This is a genomic window from Streptococcus sp. F0442, from assembly GCF_000314795.2.
Lineage (GTDB): Bacteria > Bacillota > Bacilli > Lactobacillales > Streptococcaceae > Streptococcus.
In genome coordinates this window covers 1,175,368-1,193,070 of record NZ_KB373314.1, presented here as the reverse complement: position 1 = coordinate 1,193,070, position 17,703 = coordinate 1,175,368, and the positions used below count along the sequence as shown (strand labels likewise).

General features: G+C 45.7%; 10 protein-coding genes, 1 tRNA gene and 1 pseudogene. 9 read left to right on the top strand and 3 right to left on the bottom strand.

All coding sequences use genetic code 11. The features are described from left to right. Positions 1–80 precede the first annotated feature (80 nt). Together HMPREF9186_RS05620 and HMPREF9186_RS05615 are read right to left on the bottom strand one after the other, a co-directional pair. Complete coding sequence (locus HMPREF9186_RS05620) at positions 81–839, bottom strand: hypothetical protein (RefSeq protein ID WP_009731834.1); 759 nt, start codon at positions 837–839, stop codon at positions 81–83. Between the two features lie 143 nt (positions 840–982). Then, positions 983–1,053, bottom strand: a tRNA-Cys gene (locus HMPREF9186_RS05615). Between the two features lie 253 nt (positions 1,054–1,306). Here HMPREF9186_RS05615 and rpsB point away from each other — a divergent pair. Together rpsB and tsf are read left to right on the top strand one after the other, a co-directional pair. Next, positions 1,307–2,089 (top strand): 30S ribosomal protein S2, encoded by a 783-nt coding sequence (gene rpsB, locus HMPREF9186_RS05610; protein WP_003002189.1) that lies wholly within the window; start codon positions 1,307–1,309, stop codon positions 2,087–2,089. Positions 2,090–2,172: 83 nt separating this feature from the next. After that, positions 2,173–3,213, top strand: coding sequence for a translation elongation factor Ts (tsf, locus tag HMPREF9186_RS05605; RefSeq protein ID WP_009731833.1), 1,041 nt, complete (start codon positions 2,173–2,175; stop codon positions 3,211–3,213). Positions 3,214–3,450: 237 nt separating this feature from the next. On the opposite strand, the gene HMPREF9186_RS05600 is transcribed toward tsf, so the two are convergent. Then, positions 3,451–3,921 carry a COG2426 family protein gene (locus HMPREF9186_RS05600; RefSeq protein ID WP_009731832.1) on the bottom strand — a complete coding sequence of 157 codons (471 nt, stop codon included), beginning with the start codon at positions 3,919–3,921 and terminating at the stop codon, positions 3,451–3,453. A 173-nt stretch (positions 3,922–4,094) separates the two neighbouring features. Here HMPREF9186_RS05600 and HMPREF9186_RS05595 point away from each other — a divergent pair, with 173 nt between their 5' ends. The 7 genes and pseudogenes from HMPREF9186_RS05595 to HMPREF9186_RS05565 all read left to right on the top strand — a co-directional run bounded on the left by HMPREF9186_RS05595 (position 4,095) and on the right by HMPREF9186_RS05565 (position 17,695). Continuing rightward, positions 4,095–4,616: a Dps family protein gene (locus HMPREF9186_RS05595; protein WP_009731831.1), complete on the top strand. Its 522-nt coding sequence runs from the start codon at positions 4,095–4,097 to the stop codon at positions 4,614–4,616. Between the two features lie 405 nt (positions 4,617–5,021). Then, positions 5,022–9,925: pseudogene (locus HMPREF9186_RS05590) on the top strand (Ig-like domain-containing protein); the annotation flags it as partial. Between the two features lie 146 nt (positions 9,926–10,071). Then, positions 10,072–12,306 (top strand): alpha-L-fucosidase, encoded by a 2,235-nt coding sequence (locus tag HMPREF9186_RS05585; RefSeq protein WP_009731829.1) that lies wholly within the window; start codon positions 10,072–10,074, stop codon positions 12,304–12,306. 294 nt (positions 12,307–12,600) lie between these two features. Continuing rightward, on the top strand, positions 12,601–13,065 hold the full coding sequence (locus tag HMPREF9186_RS05580; RefSeq protein ID WP_009731828.1) for a CtsR family transcriptional regulator: 465 nt from the start codon (positions 12,601–12,603) through the stop codon (positions 13,063–13,065). Beyond that, the gene (locus HMPREF9186_RS05575; protein WP_009731827.1) at positions 13,066–15,495 is read left to right on the top strand and encodes an ATP-dependent Clp protease ATP-binding subunit; all 2,430 of its coding nucleotides are present in this window, start codon (positions 13,066–13,068) and stop codon (positions 15,493–15,495) included. A 238-nt stretch (positions 15,496–15,733) separates the two neighbouring features. Continuing rightward, the gene (locus HMPREF9186_RS05570; RefSeq protein ID WP_009731826.1) at positions 15,734–16,471 is read left to right on the top strand and encodes a hypothetical protein; all 738 of its coding nucleotides are present in this window, start codon (positions 15,734–15,736) and stop codon (positions 16,469–16,471) included. A gap of 162 nt (positions 16,472–16,633) precedes the next feature. Then, positions 16,634–17,695 (top strand): AAA family ATPase, encoded by a 1,062-nt coding sequence (locus tag HMPREF9186_RS05565; RefSeq protein WP_009731825.1) that lies wholly within the window; start codon positions 16,634–16,636, stop codon positions 17,693–17,695. Positions 17,696–17,703: the final 8 nt, after the last annotated feature.

Genomic DNA, 17,703 nt, shown 5'->3' with positions numbered 1-17,703 from the left:
CTCAACCACTGCGTCTTGCTCGACAATCCAAAGACAATTAAGAGGCTAGGACTTTTGTCCCAGCCTCTTTGTATGGATCGTTATTGATTTTTATCTAGGCCAGTGATTTTTTTTAACTGCTTGGTTTCTGCAGCAGACGTGACATTGAAGATCTTGTCTCCTTGTGTAGAGAAGCTAGATTCATCCCCATTGCTATCTTTATAGACATAGCTGGTCCCGGATTCAGAACGCATAATGGCATAGGGTTTCCCGAGGCGTTTGAGGGCCGTTTTGGCTGTATCTGATTTGGAAATTCCGCCAGTAGACTGGTGGTTGGTCTCACCCCCTCTTAAACGAAAGGTAATGTCTGTTAGGACACCATTGTTGAAGAAAGCCATGATATCGCCATTGTCTGTTACCCAGACATTGACCCCATCGCCGGGATTCGCACTGTCCGTACTACTTACTGGCTGGCCAAAGGCAGCGACCACGTCATCGTAACTGCTTCTTGCTTTTGGTCCTCCGACCTCTTGTCCATCTTGGGTTCTTAGTACAAAACCAGTTGTAGGATGAAGGTTCCTAAGCTTTTCAATTTCAGGAATGGACGCAGCTCCAGGTACATATTGGAGAGAAGCCCCGTCATCCGGATCCATGCTGAAGCGATCTGAAAAATCATCTGAGCTATTACTTTCAGAAGACGTGCTTGTCTCTTTACTCGATGATGTTTTGCTTGAAGATGATTGGACCGACTTTTTGGAACTAGAAGCTGTTTTTGCTGGTTGCGCAGAATTGGCAGGTGAGCAAGCTGCTAGCGTTAAAAGTGAAAGAAGGCCGACTGTATAGAAACGAATGTTTTTCATAAATATCCTTTCAATTGTCATTTGCCTATCAGGCGAGGGTTTTATTATATCAATAATCGATAAGTGAGGCAAATGGCAATAAAAAACCCCCTATTGCTAGGGGAATTTTTAAAAGATAAAAGATGATAAAAATTTTATTATCAAGGCGGTAGACGGATTTGAACCGACGATCAAGCTTTTGCAGAGCCGTGCCTTACCACTTGGCTATACCGCCATAACATATAATATTGTAACCTAAAAATCAAGATAGGTCAAGAAAAACTTTTTGTTTCAAATCAATCAAGAAAGAGAGAGGAGAAAAAATCTCTCAAATAGCTTGCGAATTCTAGGGATTTCTGCTATACTTATAGAGTTGTCTAAGACAGCAAATACTCATCTCGGATCCATTGTGGTACCGTTGCCCTTGTGGTCGTGCTGCAAGTTGACGTCTGAGAGAGGAGAAAAAAACAAAAAAGGAGAACTTACTCATGGCAGTAATTTCAATGAAACAACTTCTTGAGGCTGGTGTACACTTTGGTCACCAAACTCGTCGCTGGAACCCTAAGATGGCTAAGTACATCTTCACTGAACGTAACGGAATCCACGTGATCGACTTGCAACAAACTGTAAAATATGCAGACCAAGCATACGACTTCATGCGTGATGCAGCTGCAAACGATGCAGTGATCTTGTTCGTAGGTACTAAGAAACAAGCTGCTGATGCTGTTGCAGAAGAAGCTGTTCGTGCAGGTCAATACTTCATCAACCACCGTTGGTTGGGCGGTACCCTTACTAACTGGGGAACAATCCAAAAACGTATCGCTCGTTTGAAAGAAATCAAACGCATGGAAGAAGATGGAACTTTCGAAGTTCTTCCTAAGAAAGAAGTTGCATTGTTGAACAAACAACGCGCTCGTCTTGAAAAATTCTTGGGCGGTATCGAAGACATGCCTCGTATTCCAGACGTAATGTACGTTGTGGATCCACATAAAGAACAAATCGCTGTTAAAGAAGCGAAGAAATTGGGTATCCCAGTTGTAGCGATGGTCGACACAAACACTGACCCAGATGATATCGATGTTATCATCCCAGCGAACGATGACGCTATCCGCGCTGTTAAATTGATCACTGCGAAAATGGCTGATGCTGTTATCGAAGGTCGTCAAGGTGAAGACAGTGTTGCGACAGTAGAAGCTGAATTGGCAGCGACTGAAGGTCAAGCTGATTCAATCGAAGAAATCGTTGAAGTTGTAGAAGGCGACAACGCTTAATTCTAGTTTATACGTAACGAACCTAAGAGGGCAGGGCTCAGCCCGACCCTCTTATTTTATTAAAAAAATATAGGAGAACAAAAATGGCAGAAATTACAGCTAAGCTTGTAAAAGAATTGCGTGAAAAATCTGGTGCTGGTGTCATGGACGCTAAAAAAGCATTGGTTGAAGTTGATGGTGATATCGAAAAAGCGATCGAATTGCTTCGCGAAAAAGGTATGGCTAAAGCAGCTAAGAAAGCTGACCGTGTTGCCGCTGAAGGTTTGACTGGTGTTTATGTAGACGGAAACGTTGCAGCAGTAGTTGAAGTGAATGCTGAAACTGACTTCGTTGCGAAAAACGCTCAATTCGTTGAATTGGTAAACGAAACTGCAAAAGTCATCGCTGAAGGGAAGCCAGCTAACAACGAAGAAGCTCTTGCGTTGACAATGCCTTCAGGTGAAACTCTTGAAGCAGCATACGTATCTGCAACTGCTACAATCGGTGAAAAAATTTCATTCCGTCGTTTTGCTTTGCTTGAAAAAACAGATGCCCAACACTTCGGTGCTTACCAACACAACGGTGGACGTATCGGTGTTATCTCTGTTGTCGAAGGTGGAGACGAAGCGCTTGCTAAACAAATTTCAATGCACATCGCTGCAATGAAACCAACTGTTCTTTCTTACAAAGAATTGGATGAGCAATTCGTGAAAGATGAGTTGGCACAATTGAACCACGTGATCGACCAAGACAACGAAAGCCGTGCAATGGTTGGTAAACCAGCTCTTCCACACTTGAAGTATGGTTCTAAAGCTCAATTGACTGACGAAGTCATTGCTCAAGCTGAAGAAGATATCAAAGCAGAATTAGCAGCAGAAGGCAAACCAGAAAAAATCTGGGATAAGATCATCCCTGGTAAAATGGATCGCTTCATGCTTGACAACACAAAAGTTGACCAAGCATACACTCTTCTTGCACAAGTCTACATCATGGACGACAGCAAGACAGTTGAAGCTTTCCTTGAGTCTGTAAATGCTTCAGTAGTTGAGTTCGCTCGCTTTGAAGTTGGTGAAGGAATCGAAAAAGCAGCTAACGACTTTGAATCAGAAGTTGCAGCTACAATGGCAGCAGCTCTTAACAACTAAGAATACTAAAAAGAGAGTGGGACAGAAATCGGTAATTCGTTAGAATTCGATTTCGTCGTCCCACCTCCGCACAGTTGAGTAGGGCTGTAAAAGCTGATGAAATCAGCGTAGTAGAGCCCACTCAACCACTGCGTCTTGCTCGACAATCCAAAGACAATTGAGAGGCTAGGACTTTTGTCCCAGCCTCTTTTATGCAAAATGAAAAGGACTGAAACAGCTGTTTCAGTCCTTTTGTAATTAGTGGGCGAAGGTATTCAGTCCAAGTAAGAGAGAGAGGATCCCCATGATGAGTCCGGCTAAAATGACCCCTAACATAACTGCTAGAACACTGCGTTTGAAATCCCAATCTAGGATGGAAGCAGCGAGGGTTCCAGTCCAGGCACCGGTCCCAGGAAGCGGAATTCCAACAAATAGCAGTAATGCCCAGAAGATTCCATTATCTCCTGCAGCTTTTTCCAGTTTCTGTCCCCCCTTATGGCCCTTGTTCAAACACCAGGTAAAGAAGGAGCCGATGACTGGTTTATCTGCTCCCCAAGCGAGAATATGACGGGCAAAGAAGAAGATTATAGGTATCGGAAGCATATTGCCAATAACCCCAATAGCGAGGGCCTGCCAGAGGGGGATTCCTCTTGAAATAGCGAAGGGAACTGCGCCACGAAGTTCCACGAGAGGAACCATAGAGATCAAAAATGTAAGAATGTATTTCATTAGAAAAGCCTTTCGATTAGTCTTCTTCATTCTATCGTATCTTCTATCAATTGACAACTATTCCAACTTTTTTTAAATTTATCTTTTTTTGGATCTTTTATCTTGACTTTATTAATTAGAAGGATTATAATAAAGACATAATTAATTAGAATTATTATAAAAAGGAGAACAACATGACAATGATGAAACATGAAGCAGCTACTGATGTAGCAAACTTTGCACCTTCCAATAAAGAAACTCTTCCAGAAACAAAAGCAATCTTGAACCAAGTGGTAGCTGATCTCTACGTGGCTCACATTGCTCTTCACCAAGTACACTGGTACATGCGTGGACGTGGCTTTTTGGTATGGCATCCAAAAATGGATGAATACATGGACAGCTTGGATGCTACTTTGGACGAAGTGAGTGAACGCTTAATCACAATTGGTGGAGCTCCATATTCTAGCATGACTGAATTTTTAGAGCACAGCAATATTGAAGAACGTCGTGGAGCATTTACTAACAATGTAGAAGAAAGCTTGGCGCGTGTTCTTGAAATCTTCCGTTACCTTGCTAGCCTTTACCAAAAAGCTATGGATGTTACGGACGCTGAAGGCGACGATGTGACCAATGATATCTTTGTTGGTGCAAAAGCAGAACTTGAAAAGAACATCTGGATGGTGGCTGCTGAGCTCGGTCAAGAACCAGGGTTATAAGATATGATGGAAAAAGAGGCCATATGGCTTCTTTTTTACTATCTTTAGGCAGTTTGAGAGGCTTTCAACTAATTAAAGGAATTCTTAATCGAACTATAGTTGGAGCGAAATGGGGGGCTATTGCACTTCTTTTTTTGATATAGTTAATATGAGATTGTATAGAAAGTAAGAGTAGGCTCATATTAAGCTGTTCATCCTAAGAGGAGATTCTTATAGGGAAGGCTGTTTGAAAAGCGTTTTATTTTTAGGATTGGCAAACTTTGGGGGCGACTTTGTTTTGTAGTAAACGGTGCTCCATTTATCTTAGCTTAGGAGGATGGGTAAGCATTAGTCGAAGAGGAGCTGATAGCCTCTAGTGAAGAACAGATTGTGACAGTAGGAACAGTTCATTCAACTCCTCACGATGCTCCCTTTATCATCACCCCTACATGGATAGAAGAAAGGTTGGAGCCTCCAGATAAAGGTCAACCCGTTTCGGATGGATCTGAGCGCCTACTATAGCGGAAGAAAGAACTTTTCCAGATCAATATCGGATTGCGGAGGATATGGTGAAAGATAGAGAACGAGACTTTAATAAAGATTGGTATTTTAAATTAAATGCAGCTCCTGGTGCAGAAGGTCGCCAGGTGGATGTCAAAAACTGGAAAAAATTAGATGTACCACACGATTGGTCGATCTTCTTTGACTTCGATCACAACTCTCCGGCCCAAAATGAAGGGGGACAATTAAACGGTGGGGATGCTTGGTATCGCAAGACCTTCCGTTTGGATGATAAGGACCTGGATAAGAAGGTGCGTTTGGAATTTGGAGGAGTTTACATGGATTCGAAAGTCTATGTAAATGGGCAATTTGTTGGTCATTATCCAAATGGCTACAATGCTTTTTCTTATGATATTACTCCTTATTTGAATGCGGATGGAAGTGAAAACACCATCGCGGTTCATGTGGTCAACCAACAACCAAGTAGTCGTTGGTATTCTGGAAGTGGGATTTACCGTGATGTCAAACTCAGTGTGACGGATAAGGTCCATGTTGCTAAGTATGGGACCACCATCACGAGTCCAAAATTAGAAGAACAACAGAAGGGGGCAGTCGATACTCTTGTGAAGAGTCGTATTGTCAACCAAGATGATCAAGCCCACAGTATTTATGCAGAATACGAAATCGTCGATCAAAATGGTCAAGTGGTCAGTGAAAAGGTGCGCAGTGAAGTGCAATCCGTTTTGGCTGGTCAAGAGATCAACCTGTCTCATACCCTTCATGTTGAAAAACCGACCCTCTGGGATGTGAAGACCAATAACCCAGCCCTCTATACGCTGTATACGCGGGTCTATCGGGATTCGCAATTGGTCGATGTGCAAAAGGAACGCTTTGGTTATCGCTATCTGAACTGGACACCAGAAGGTGGCTTCTTCCTTAACGGAGCGGCTACGAAATTTCACGGTGTTTCCCTTCACCATGACCATGGGGCCCTCGGAGCTGAGGAAAATTACAAGGCTGAATACCGCCGTCTCAAACAGATGAAGGACATGGGGGTCAATGCCATCCGGACGACCCACAACCCAGCGAGTGAACAAACCCTGCAAATTGCGGCTGAGTTGGGCTTGATGGTCCAAGAAGAAGCCTTTGATACTTGGTATGGTGGCAAGAAGCAATACGATTACGGTCGATTCTTTGAAAAGGATGCAACACATCCAGAAGCTCGTAAAGGGGATAAGTGGTCTGACTATGACCTTCGGACCATGGTAGTGCGAGGCAAGAACAATCCTTCTATTGTGATGTGGTCAATCGGTAACGAAGTCGGTGAAGCAGATGGATCGGATAAGTCTGTCGCAACCGTTCGTCGTCTGGTCAAGACCATCAAGGAAGTGGATGCAACTCGCTATGTCACCATGGGAGCTGATAAATTCCGCTTTGGTGATGGTTTGGGAGGGCATGAAAAGGTAGCGGCAGAGCTCGATGCGGTTGGATTTAACTATTCAGAGGCCAACTATGAAAGCCTACGCGCTAAACATCCAAACTGGCTCATTTATGGTTCTGAAACCTCTTCTGCAACGCGGACGCGGGGCTCTTACTACCATCCTGAAAGAGAGTGGGTCGGAAGCAACCAAGAAGACCGCCACTATGAACAATCAGACTACGGCAATGACCGGGTTGGTTGGGGTCGGACAGCGACAGCCTCTTGGACCTTTGACCGCGATCATGCCGGTTATGCAGGTCAATTTATCTGGACAGGTACCGACTATATCGGTGAGCCAACACCATGGCACAACCAAAATGACACACCTGTGAAAAGTTCTTATTTCGGTATTGTCGATACTGCCGGCCTTCCAAAGAATGATTTTTACCTTTACCAAAGTCAATGGGTGTCAGCTGAGAAACATCCAATGGTTCATCTCTTACCACATTGGAACTGGGACAATCCAGAATTAGCCAATCGTGTCATGGATGAAGAAGGTCGGATCCCTGTTCGTGCCTTCTCCAATGCCCACAGTGTAGAATTGATTGTCAATGGGGAATCACAAGGAGTCAAAACCTATACCAAGAAGACCACAGTAGATGGCCGGACCTACCAAGAAGGGGCAAATCCGGATGGACTCTATCTAGAATGGTTGGTTCCTTATGTGCCAGGTAAGGTGGAAGCTATTGCCCGCAACAAAGCAGGAGAAGTGATTGCCCGCGATCAGATCGAAACAGCTGGGAAGCCAGCCGGTGTTCGTCTGCTGAAAGAAGAACACGCCATTGCGGCAGACGGCAAGGATTTGACTTATATTACCTATGAGATTGTCGATGAAGCAGGCCGTGTCGTACCAACTGCCAATAACTTGGTGCATTTCCATTTGCATGGCCAAGGCCAAATTGTCGGCGTCGACAACGGGGAACAAGCTAGCCGGGAACGCTACAAAGCACAGGAAGATGGCTCATGGCAACGTCGGGCCTTTAACGGCAAAGGGGTGGTGATTGTCAAATCGACTGAGCAAGCAGGTGCCTTTACCCTGTATGCAGACTCAGACCGCTTGCAGTCAGACCAAGTCAGCCTCTTTACTGGTAAGAAGGACCAGGAAGAACGCTCTGTCTTGGGAGTTGAACCGGTTCGAACTAAAGTGTACTTGGGACAAAATCCTGAACTTCCAAGTCGCGTATCTGTCGTCTATAGCGATGGCAAGGCCCAAGAAGAAGCCGTTGAATGGGATGCGGCAGACTATAGTCGTGCTGGTCAAGTTCGTGTGACCGGTCATGTTCAAGGGCGGACGGTCGAAGCTCTGGTCGATGTGATCGGCGTGGAGCAAGTCCTTCCAGTCATCAAACAAATCCCACAGGGAGCAGATCTAGCAACAGTGGATAAGACTGTGCAATTGGTCTTCACAGATGGCCAAACAGTTAGCTATGAAGTTGATCAATGGACCTTGGAAGCTGGTCAGGAAGATCAGTTGTCCACACCAGGAGCACGGTTGAAGGCGACAGGTCTCCTAGGCAATGGGGAAGCCGTCCAAGCGACGCTAGTGGTTGCAGGTGGAACAGTCAGCAAGGCTAAGAAACCAACGGCTCAGCTAGATGGGGTAGCCCTTCCAAAATTTGGTAGTGGCAACCATACTATTTTCCGCCCATTGGCTTATGGGCAAGAGCCTGGTCAAGTCACAGCAAGTACAGAAAATGCCCAAGTGACGGTCCTACAAGCTAGCCGTGAAAATGGTTTGAGAGCTCAAATCTTTGTCACTGCTCAGGATACGGGAGCTGTACAGACCTATGTGGTCCAATTCCAAGAAGAAAGTCCACAGATTGAGCGTTTAGAATTGCGTCTGCCAGAAGGACAGGAACTCAAGGAAGACCAAACGGTACCACTTGAAGTCATTGCCCATTACCAAGATGGCAGTCTAGCTAGCCTCCAAGCAGATCAAATCAATGTCAAAACAACAGCTGATAGTCAAGGAAAAGCAGTCGCAACTAAGAAAGGTTTGGAACTGCGGGAAGCAGGATTGGTTCATTTACAAGCTAGCTTCCAAGGACAGACAGGAGAAATCAGCTTTACCATCACACCAAATACTGAAGAAAAGACGGTTGTCAAGGTGCGTCCTGTACGGATCAGCACCGATCGAAACGTTTTGCCAGCTCTTCCAGAGACAGTCTTGGTTGAGTATGACAAGGGATTCCCGAAAGAAAAACGCGTGACCTGGGATGCCGTAACAGCAGATCAAGTCAAGGATTACCATAACTTTACAGTCACAGGTCAGGTAGAGGGGGTGGAGAAAGAAGCCCAAGCCCAAGTCACAGTTGAAGGCATTATCGCTGTAGAAGAAGTCAGCACCACAACTCCAGTAGATGAAAAACCAGCACTTCCAGAAAGCGTGCGGACCTATCACTCTAATGGCAAGACCTATGCTGCTAAGGTAGCCTGGGATGCGGTCGATCCGCAACTCTTAGCCCAAGAAGGAGAAGTTGTTATCTCCGGTCGTGTAGAAGGAACCAACCTTTCAACTCGTCTCCATATCCGTGTTTCCGCAAACACAGTTAAGGGAGCCAACGTAGCAGAACAATGGACAGGCTCAGTCTTGCCACTTGCCTTTGCAAGTGACTCTAACGATGCAGATCCAGTTGCTAAGGTCAATGATAAGGTCATCTCCTTTACCGATGCTCCAGCTAACCGTTGGACCAACTGGGGCCGTGACAATGCGGAAGATTCTGTCGGTATCTTGTTTGGAGATTCTGGTATCTTGACCAAGCGAGCAGTGGACAACCTCCATGTTGGTTTCCATGAAGACCACGGCGTTGGGGCTCCAAGTGAATACGTGATTGAGTACTATGTAGGGGAGCAAATCCCAACAGTACCAAGCAATCCCAATCGCGTCAAAGACGAAACAGACCATCCATTTAACAACCCAGCTAACTGGAAAGAAGTCAGCAACCTAAGTGTTCAAGAAGCAGTAACAGCTGGCAAGATGAATCATTTCAGTCTTGATAAAGTCGACACCTATGCCGTTCGTATCCGCATGAAGACACCAGAAGGCAAACGTGGAAGCTCTATTTCAGAGATTCAGGTATTTGCCAATAAGGTTGCGGCAGAAGAAAAGAGCCAGGTGACCATTCGTGTCAATGGTGAGGTATTGCCAGGTGTCAATCCAAGTGTGACCGATTACTATATTGATGCGCGTGATCGAGCTTATCCACAAGTGGAAGCGACAGCTAGCTATCACGGTCTTGCAACGGTTGTGCCAAGCGTCCATGAAGGTGAGCCAATCCGTGTCATCCATAAAGCAGAAGATGGTACTATCTTACAAGAATACCGCCTCCATCTCACAAGTGATGATGAACTGTAGCAACAGTCTAGGCTACTTGAAGATACAGACAATCAATCGCTTATCTTTGGGCTTTTTGTTCAACAAATCACTAAGAATAGTGAGAGCCACCGGCGATTAAACTGAGATATGATAAACAGCAAAGAGAGGAGGAGAGCACTGTGAAAGAGCACCAAGAAAAATCAGAATATTCCTCACCCGTAACGAGTGAGAAAGAAAACCGCGTAGTTAGCCAGGGGACAGAAGCCACCCAACCAGCAACTTCTCCAGATGAGGAGCCTGAGATTGCAGACTACGGTCCCCTTCCAAGCAAGGCTCAAATGCAATACCACCGCGAAGAACTAGCAGCTTTCATCCACTTTGGGATGAATACCTACTACGATCGTGAATGGGGAGATGGGCAAGAAGATCCTTATGATTTCTATCCAGAGCATCTGGATACCGATCAGTGGATCAAAACCCTGAAAGACGCTGGCTTCAAACGGACCATCATGGTCGTCAAGCACCACGATGGTTTCCTCTTGTACCCTTCTAAATACACCGACCATACCATTGCCAAAAGCGGTTGGAAGGAAGGAAAAGGCGATGTCCTAGCTGAAGTTTCTGCTTCTGCTAGCAAGTATGACATGGATATGGGGGTCTATCTCTCGCCTTGGGATGCTCACAGCCCACTCTACCATGTGGATACAGAGGACCAATACAATCAATACTACCTCAACCAGCTCAAAGAAATCCTTGAAGATCCAAAATATGGAAACAAGGGCAAGTTCGTAGAAGTCTGGATGGATGGAGCGCGTGGCGATGGGGCTCAAAAAGTCACCTATACCTTCGACAAGTGGTTTGATGCCATCCGCAAGGCTCAAGGGGATATTGCCATCTTCTCAGCTGAGCCCACCAATGTTCGTTGGATCGGAAATGAAAAGGGAATTGCTGGAGATCCAGTTTGGCATAAGGTCAATCCGGATAAGATTCGCAACAATCCATCCAATAGTTACCTCAATCACGGGGATCCGGAAGGGAAGCAATACTCAGTGGGAGAAGCGGATGTTTCTATTCGCTCCGGCTGGTTCTACCATGACAACCAAGAGCCTAAGTCCTTGCACGAATTGATGGACATTTACTTCAAATCGGTCGGCCGTGGCACCCCACTTTTGCTCAATATCCCACCCAACCAAGATGGGAAATTTGCGGATGCCGATGTGGCCCGTTTGAAAGAATTCCGCCAGACCCTGGACCAACTCTACAGCGTGGACTATGCGGCGGGCGCTTTGGTAGAAGCTGACTCGACACGGCGCAATTCTCATTACTCAGCCATCCATTTGACGGATGGAGATGAGAAGACCAGTTGGGCACCTGCCGATGATGCCAAGACCGGATCTTTTGTCCTCGATCTTGGAAAAGAGCAACACTTTGATGTGGTAGAGCTCAAAGAAACCATCGAGAAAGGCCAACGGATTTCTGGCTTCACCATTGATGTGGCAGTGAATGGCCAATGGGTTCCTTTTGGGGCTGGGTCAACCGTTGGATACCGCCGTTTGATCAAAGGGAAACCAGTTGATAGTCGCTACCTCCGGGTGTCCATCACCGATGCCCAAGCCACTCCGATCTTGAACGGCGTCTCTGTCTATAAGACGCCAGTTAGCATCGAAGAAACCGATGGCTACCCACTTGGCTTGACCTATCATTCCGACCGGACTGCTGACCGGGCCAATGGCCAATGGAATGAAGAGGGAGAAGGCGTTCGAGGCACCTCTATGTGGACCAAGGAAAAAGGAGCTTCGGTGACCTATCAGTTCGAAGGCACCAAGGCCTATGTGGTCGCAACTGTGGACCCTGGTCATGGGGAAATGGATGTCTATGTCGATGGCCAAAAGCAAGCGACGGTCAATACCCAAAGCCCAAGCCGCAAACGGAGCCAAAAGGTCTATGAAACGCCAGACTTGGTAGCCGGATCCCACACCTTGACCTTGGTCAATAGCAAGGGAGATGCGATCGCAACGGAAGGGATTTATGCCCTCAATAACCAAGAAAAGGGTCTCTTTGAGTTTGCTCAGCCAACCCTAGCTGTTAAGAAAGGCGACCCAGCGCAAGTCGTCGTCAAGAGAAAAGGTGGCTCTAAAGGAAGTGCCAGTCTCAAATTGATCACAGAGCCGGGAACAGGGGTTCATGGTAAGGTCTACAAAGATACCAACGTTACCCTTGAGTTCGTAGATGGAGAGACGGAAAAAACAGTCCAAGTTCCAACCCTTGATTTTGCAGGAAAAGCGACCGATGTCTATGACTTTCAGGTCAAATTGTTGCATCCGGATCAAGGAAGCTTGGTCGGCTTTATTCCAGAACTGACAGTCCAAGTGATGGAAGAAGTGGTTCAAGAGGTAGAAGGAAAAGAAGCTTAAACCGATATTCAAAGAAAGGTTTTGTGAATGTGGTGAGAAATTCTTGCTTTAGGTTGTTGAGGCGCGGGTGCAAAGAATAGTTCATTCTTCTCATAAGAGGTTAGTTCTTACTAGCCTCTTTTATTTTGCCTTCTTAAGAGATTCCTATTTCCATAGAGTCTTTGCTTTATTTACAGCCGTAAAAATTGTATAATAGTCAAATAAGGTCAATGATGAGAAGGAACACTCCAAGGCCATTTTTTATGGGCCAAAGAGTAGAGCATCCATCTAGAAAAAAAGCCAGAAAGGAGCATCATGGCAAATAAGAACACATCTGATAGCATTGAAGCTTATATCAAGGCCTTGCTGGCTCAAGCTGGCATGGCAGAACTCAAAAGAAGTGAGTTGGCAGATGTCTTTCAGGTCGTACCCAGTCAGATTAACTATGTCATTAAGACCCGCTTTACCGAAAGCCGAGGCTATATTGTAGAGAGCAAACGCGGTGGTGGCGGTTATATCCGCATTGGCAAGGTCCAGTTTTCAGATCACCATCAGATGCTTCAAGACCTGGCGGCCAATATTGGAGAGACCATCAGCCAGCAGGTTTTCAATGATATTCTAGAGATGCTCTTTGAAGAGAAATTATTGACAAAACGTGAAACGCAGCTCTTGCTTGCAACGACTTCTGATGAGGTTTTGGGTCAGCATGCCCCAAACCTGCGAGCAAACATGCTGAAAAAAATCATTCAACAAGTAGATAGAAAAGGAAATACCGACTAGATGAACTATTCAACAGCACTGTTAGAAAGTATAGAAGCGGCCCAAATACTAGCAGGTCACTATCAGGGGGATACCTTGGACACTTGGCATCTCTTGACAGCTATGGCCAATAATCCCTATAGCGTAGCAGGTTCTGTGCTCAGCGATTACCCCATGCAGATCGACGAATTTCAGGATGCAGCTGAGCATATTACAGGTCAAGTGTTTCAAAATGACAATCGGTATGAAATCTTCCCGTTTTCTTATCGGATGGAAGCGATGATGAAACACGCGACGGAGATTGCGCAAGTCCTTCATGCCAAAACTTTGGGGACAGAGCACGTGCTCCTCTCTCTTTTAGCAGATCGTGGGACCTTGGCTAGCCAGGTCATGGAGTTTGCAGGTTTTGCCTTTACGGAGCAAGATAAGGGTGTTCCCATTGCTTCCCTTCGCAAGAATTTGGAAGACAAAGCAGGCTGGGACAAAAATGACATCAAAGCTATCCGGAGCCTCTACCGGGCCCAAAATCCTAACCGCCAAACCATGGGAAATATGATGGGCATGCCCCCAAGCACAAGTGGAGGACTCGAGGATTATACCCGTGATTTGACAGAAATGGCTCGTTCAGGACAGCTTGAGCCTGTGATTGGCCGCGATGCAGAGATTTCGCGCATGATCCAAATCCTTAGCCGCAAGACCAAGAACAATCCTGTTCTAGTAGGAGAAGCTGGGGTCGGAAAAACAGCCCTGGCATTGGGGTTGGCCCAGCGGGTAGCTAGTGGCAATGTTCCAGCTGAAATCGCGCAAATGCGTGTCCTGGAGTTGGATCTTATGAATGTGGTGGCAGGGACGCGCTTCCGTGGGGACTTTGAAGAGCGGATGAACAATATTATCCAGGATATCGAAGAAGACGGTCACGTCATTCTCTTTATCGATGAACTGCATACCATTATGGGGTCAGGATCCGGCATTGATTCGACTTTAGACGCAGCCAACATCCTAAAACCGGCTCTAGCCCGTGGAACCTTGCGCACAGTCGGAGCAACGACACAAGATGAGTACCAAAAGCATATCGAAAAAGACGCGGCCCTCTCTCGTCGCTTTGCGAAAGTTACCATTGAAGAACCAAGTGTTGCAGACAGCATTCAGATTCTCCAAGGCTTAAAAGAGACCTACCAAGACCACCATCATGTGACCATTAGCGATGAAGCGATCGAAACAGCTGTCAAATATGCCCACCGCTATTTGACCAGTCGTCAATTGCCAGATTCAGCTATTGACCTCTTGGATGAAGCGGCGGCTACCGTTCAAAATCGTGATTCAAATGGTCACGTTAAAGAAGAGTTAACCGCCTTGGACCGCGCTTTGATGGAAGGAAAGTGGAAGAAAGCAGCCCAGCTTTTACAAGTTGAGGCGGCTCCGATTGTTTACAAGAAAGAAGTCACCGATCAAGATGTCTTGCTGACCTTGAGCCAATTATCGGGTATTCCCACTCAAAAGCTAACCCAAACCGATGCCAAGAAGTACCTAAACTTAGAAACAGAATTGCACAAGCGCGTGATTGGCCAAGACCAAGCGGTTTCTAGTATCAGTCGGGCGATTCGACGCAATCAATCAGGTATCCGTAGCAATAAACGTCCCATCGGTTCCTTCATGTTCTTAGGGCCTACCGGTGTCGGAAAAACCGAGCTCGCAAAGGCCCTTGCAGAAGTCCTCTTTGATGACGAGTCTGCTTTGATCCGCTTTGACATGAGTGAGTACATGGAAAAATTCGCGGCCAGTCGTCTCAATGGTGCACCTCCAGGCTATGTGGGCTACGAAGAAGGGGGAGAGTTGACGGAGAAAGTCCGCAACAAACCTTATTCTGTCCTCTTGTTTGATGAGGTAGAAAAAGCCCATCCTGACATTTTCAATGTCCTTTTACAGGTCTTGGATGATGGTGTCTTAACCGATAGCAAGGGCCGAAAGATCGACTTCTCCAATACCATTATCATCATGACCTCAAACCTGGGAGCGACAGCCCTTCGAGATGATAAGACCGTTGGCTTTGGTGCCAAAGATATCCGCTTTGATCAAGCTAATATGGAAAAACGCATGTTTGAAGAGTTGAAGAAGACTTATCGTCCAGAGTTTATCAACCGGATTGATGAAAAGGTGGTCTTCCATAGCCTGTCAAGCGAAGACATGCAGCAGGTGGTGAAAGTCATGGTTAAACCGCTTATTTCAACCTTGGCAGAACAAGGCATGACCCTTAAATTCCAGCCTTCAGCGCTTAAATGGCTTGCAAGCAAAGGCTATGATCCAGAAATGGGAGCTCGTCCACTTCGTCGCGTCTTGCTGACTGAAGTGGAAGATCAGTTAGCAGAGCTATTGCTGAAAGGACAAGTCCAAGAAGGGCAAACCATCAAGGTTGGAACGACAGGTGGCGCTATCAAGTTTGAGATTGTCTAGAAAACCTACTTTATTCATGAAAGCTTGTAAATGGCAGATACGGAAAATTAATAAACAGCTCTTATATAGAAGTTGAGGTCTTTGGCCTTGACTTCTTTTTGTATGAGTTAGGGAGGAGCATCTGTTTTAAAACTACTTTCACATTTGAAAAAATAGGTGAGACCCTATTGACAGGCAGATATAACAGTGTTACAATGATGTTACAAAATATTACAAATGTTACAAAAGAGGTTCGGTTATGAAAAATAAAAAGATTGTTTCCTTAGCAGCAATGGCCCTTGTAGCGAGTCTTTTCCTAGGAGCTTGTGGAGGTTCTAAAGAAGAAAAGACAAGTGAAGCTAGCAGCTCAAAGACCAGTCAAGTCAAACAAACAAGTTCTTCTTCTTCCAAGAAAAAAGTGATCACTAGTAAAGATCCGATTGCCACTTCATCTTCTGCTAGTAAATCAGAAGAAAGTCAAACCATTGGTAGCAAAAATAACCAAGCTGCAGCTAGTCAAACACCTGCTCCCGCTAGAGAAACAACGCCAGTAGCTCCCTCAGCTCCAGTGACAAAAGAAACAAAGGAAGTAGCCACTCCAGCTAAACCAGCTAAAGAGAAACTTCCAAGTCTAGAAGAAGGTCATGCACAGGCTAAGAAACAAGCATCTACCACTGAAAATGCTCAGTACAAGGGAGTCTATTCTGTAGCAGCAGGTGATTTTTCTGCGGCAGCTGGGAACTGGTCTGACAAACGGGACACTGGGGTCACTATTGGCCAAGGTGGTCAAGTGACCATCCAACTTCCTGGTGGTCAACCCGTAACTTACGGTATTAGTGGCTATAACTATACCTTGGATGATGGTCATTACCATGCCAATCTCTCAGCAGGCGATGGTTCTGCAGCGACTCTTGATATTGTGGTTGGAAAGGATGGTTCTGTATCAAGCGTGACTGTCCTCAAAGACGGTGTCAGCCACGCCCTCACCCGTGAATAAATTCTGGAAGATCTGAAAGGTCGGTTGGGCCTCTTCAGATCTTTTTTCATCATTTAAAGAAAAATATATTTTTTTATAAAAAACTATTGACAGATAGAAAATATAGTATATAATAAAAACATAAAGAAAATCTATTTATAAAAAATTATAAAAAGGGCCAGTATGAAGAAAGAAAGAATCGCTGTTGTATTTGGAACCTTTGCTCCTCTTCATCAAGGACATATTGATCTCATTCAACGAGCGAAACGCCAATGTGATCGCGTTCGCGTAGTTGTGTCTGGTTATGAAGGGGATCGAGGCGAAGAAGTGGGCTTGACCTTACAGAAACGCTTCCGTTATATCCGTGAGGCTTTCTCAAATGATGAATTGACCCAAGTCTATAAACTAGATGAAACAGAGCTTCCACGTTATCCGCTGGGTTGGGAACCTTGGTTACAAACAGCTCTAGAAACCATTCAATATCAAACAGAGGCAGAGGAGTTGATCTTTTATGTGGGAGAGCAGGCCTACAAGGAAGAGCTGGAAGCCAGAGGGTTTGAAGTTCATTTACAGGAACGCCGCTTCGGGATCTCGGCGACCATGATTCGGGAAAATCCAAGCAAATACTGGAAATACATTGCCCAACCCTTCCGTCGCCAGTTTACCAAGAAGGTTTTAATCATGGGGAGCGCCAGCAATGGGAAAACGACTCTTGCCAAGGACTTGGCTCGCTTTTACGACGCGCCAGTTAGTCTCGAATATGCGCGTGAATACCAGATCAAGAACAATGTTCGGGATGATGAGCTCACGCCAAAAGACTACTATTACCTACTATTAGGTCAGTACGATCAAACCTCTAAACTCATCGATAGTAGTGCCAATCGAGGCCTTGTCATCGCGGACACCAATTCCCTGGTAACCAAAGGCTACTACGACTACTATATGGAAGTCGAAGGACAGGATGCCGGCATGAACGATACCTTCGATAATCTTTTCGTCAGCATTCTGGCTAAGGAAAAATGGGATCTGATCCTCTTTGTTCAGCCTATTGGTTCTTATGTCAATGATGGTTTCCGAGACATGAGCATGGCCGATGAAGAGATCCGCACCAGTTTTTCTAACTACCTAGATCAATTGCGCCAGCAATACCTAGGAAACATTCCGACAACTTTCCTCGCCTCAGACTATCTTGGCAACTACGAAGAAGCCAAGAACGTTATTGATGCCATCTACCAAGCCGACTAAGGAGCAAC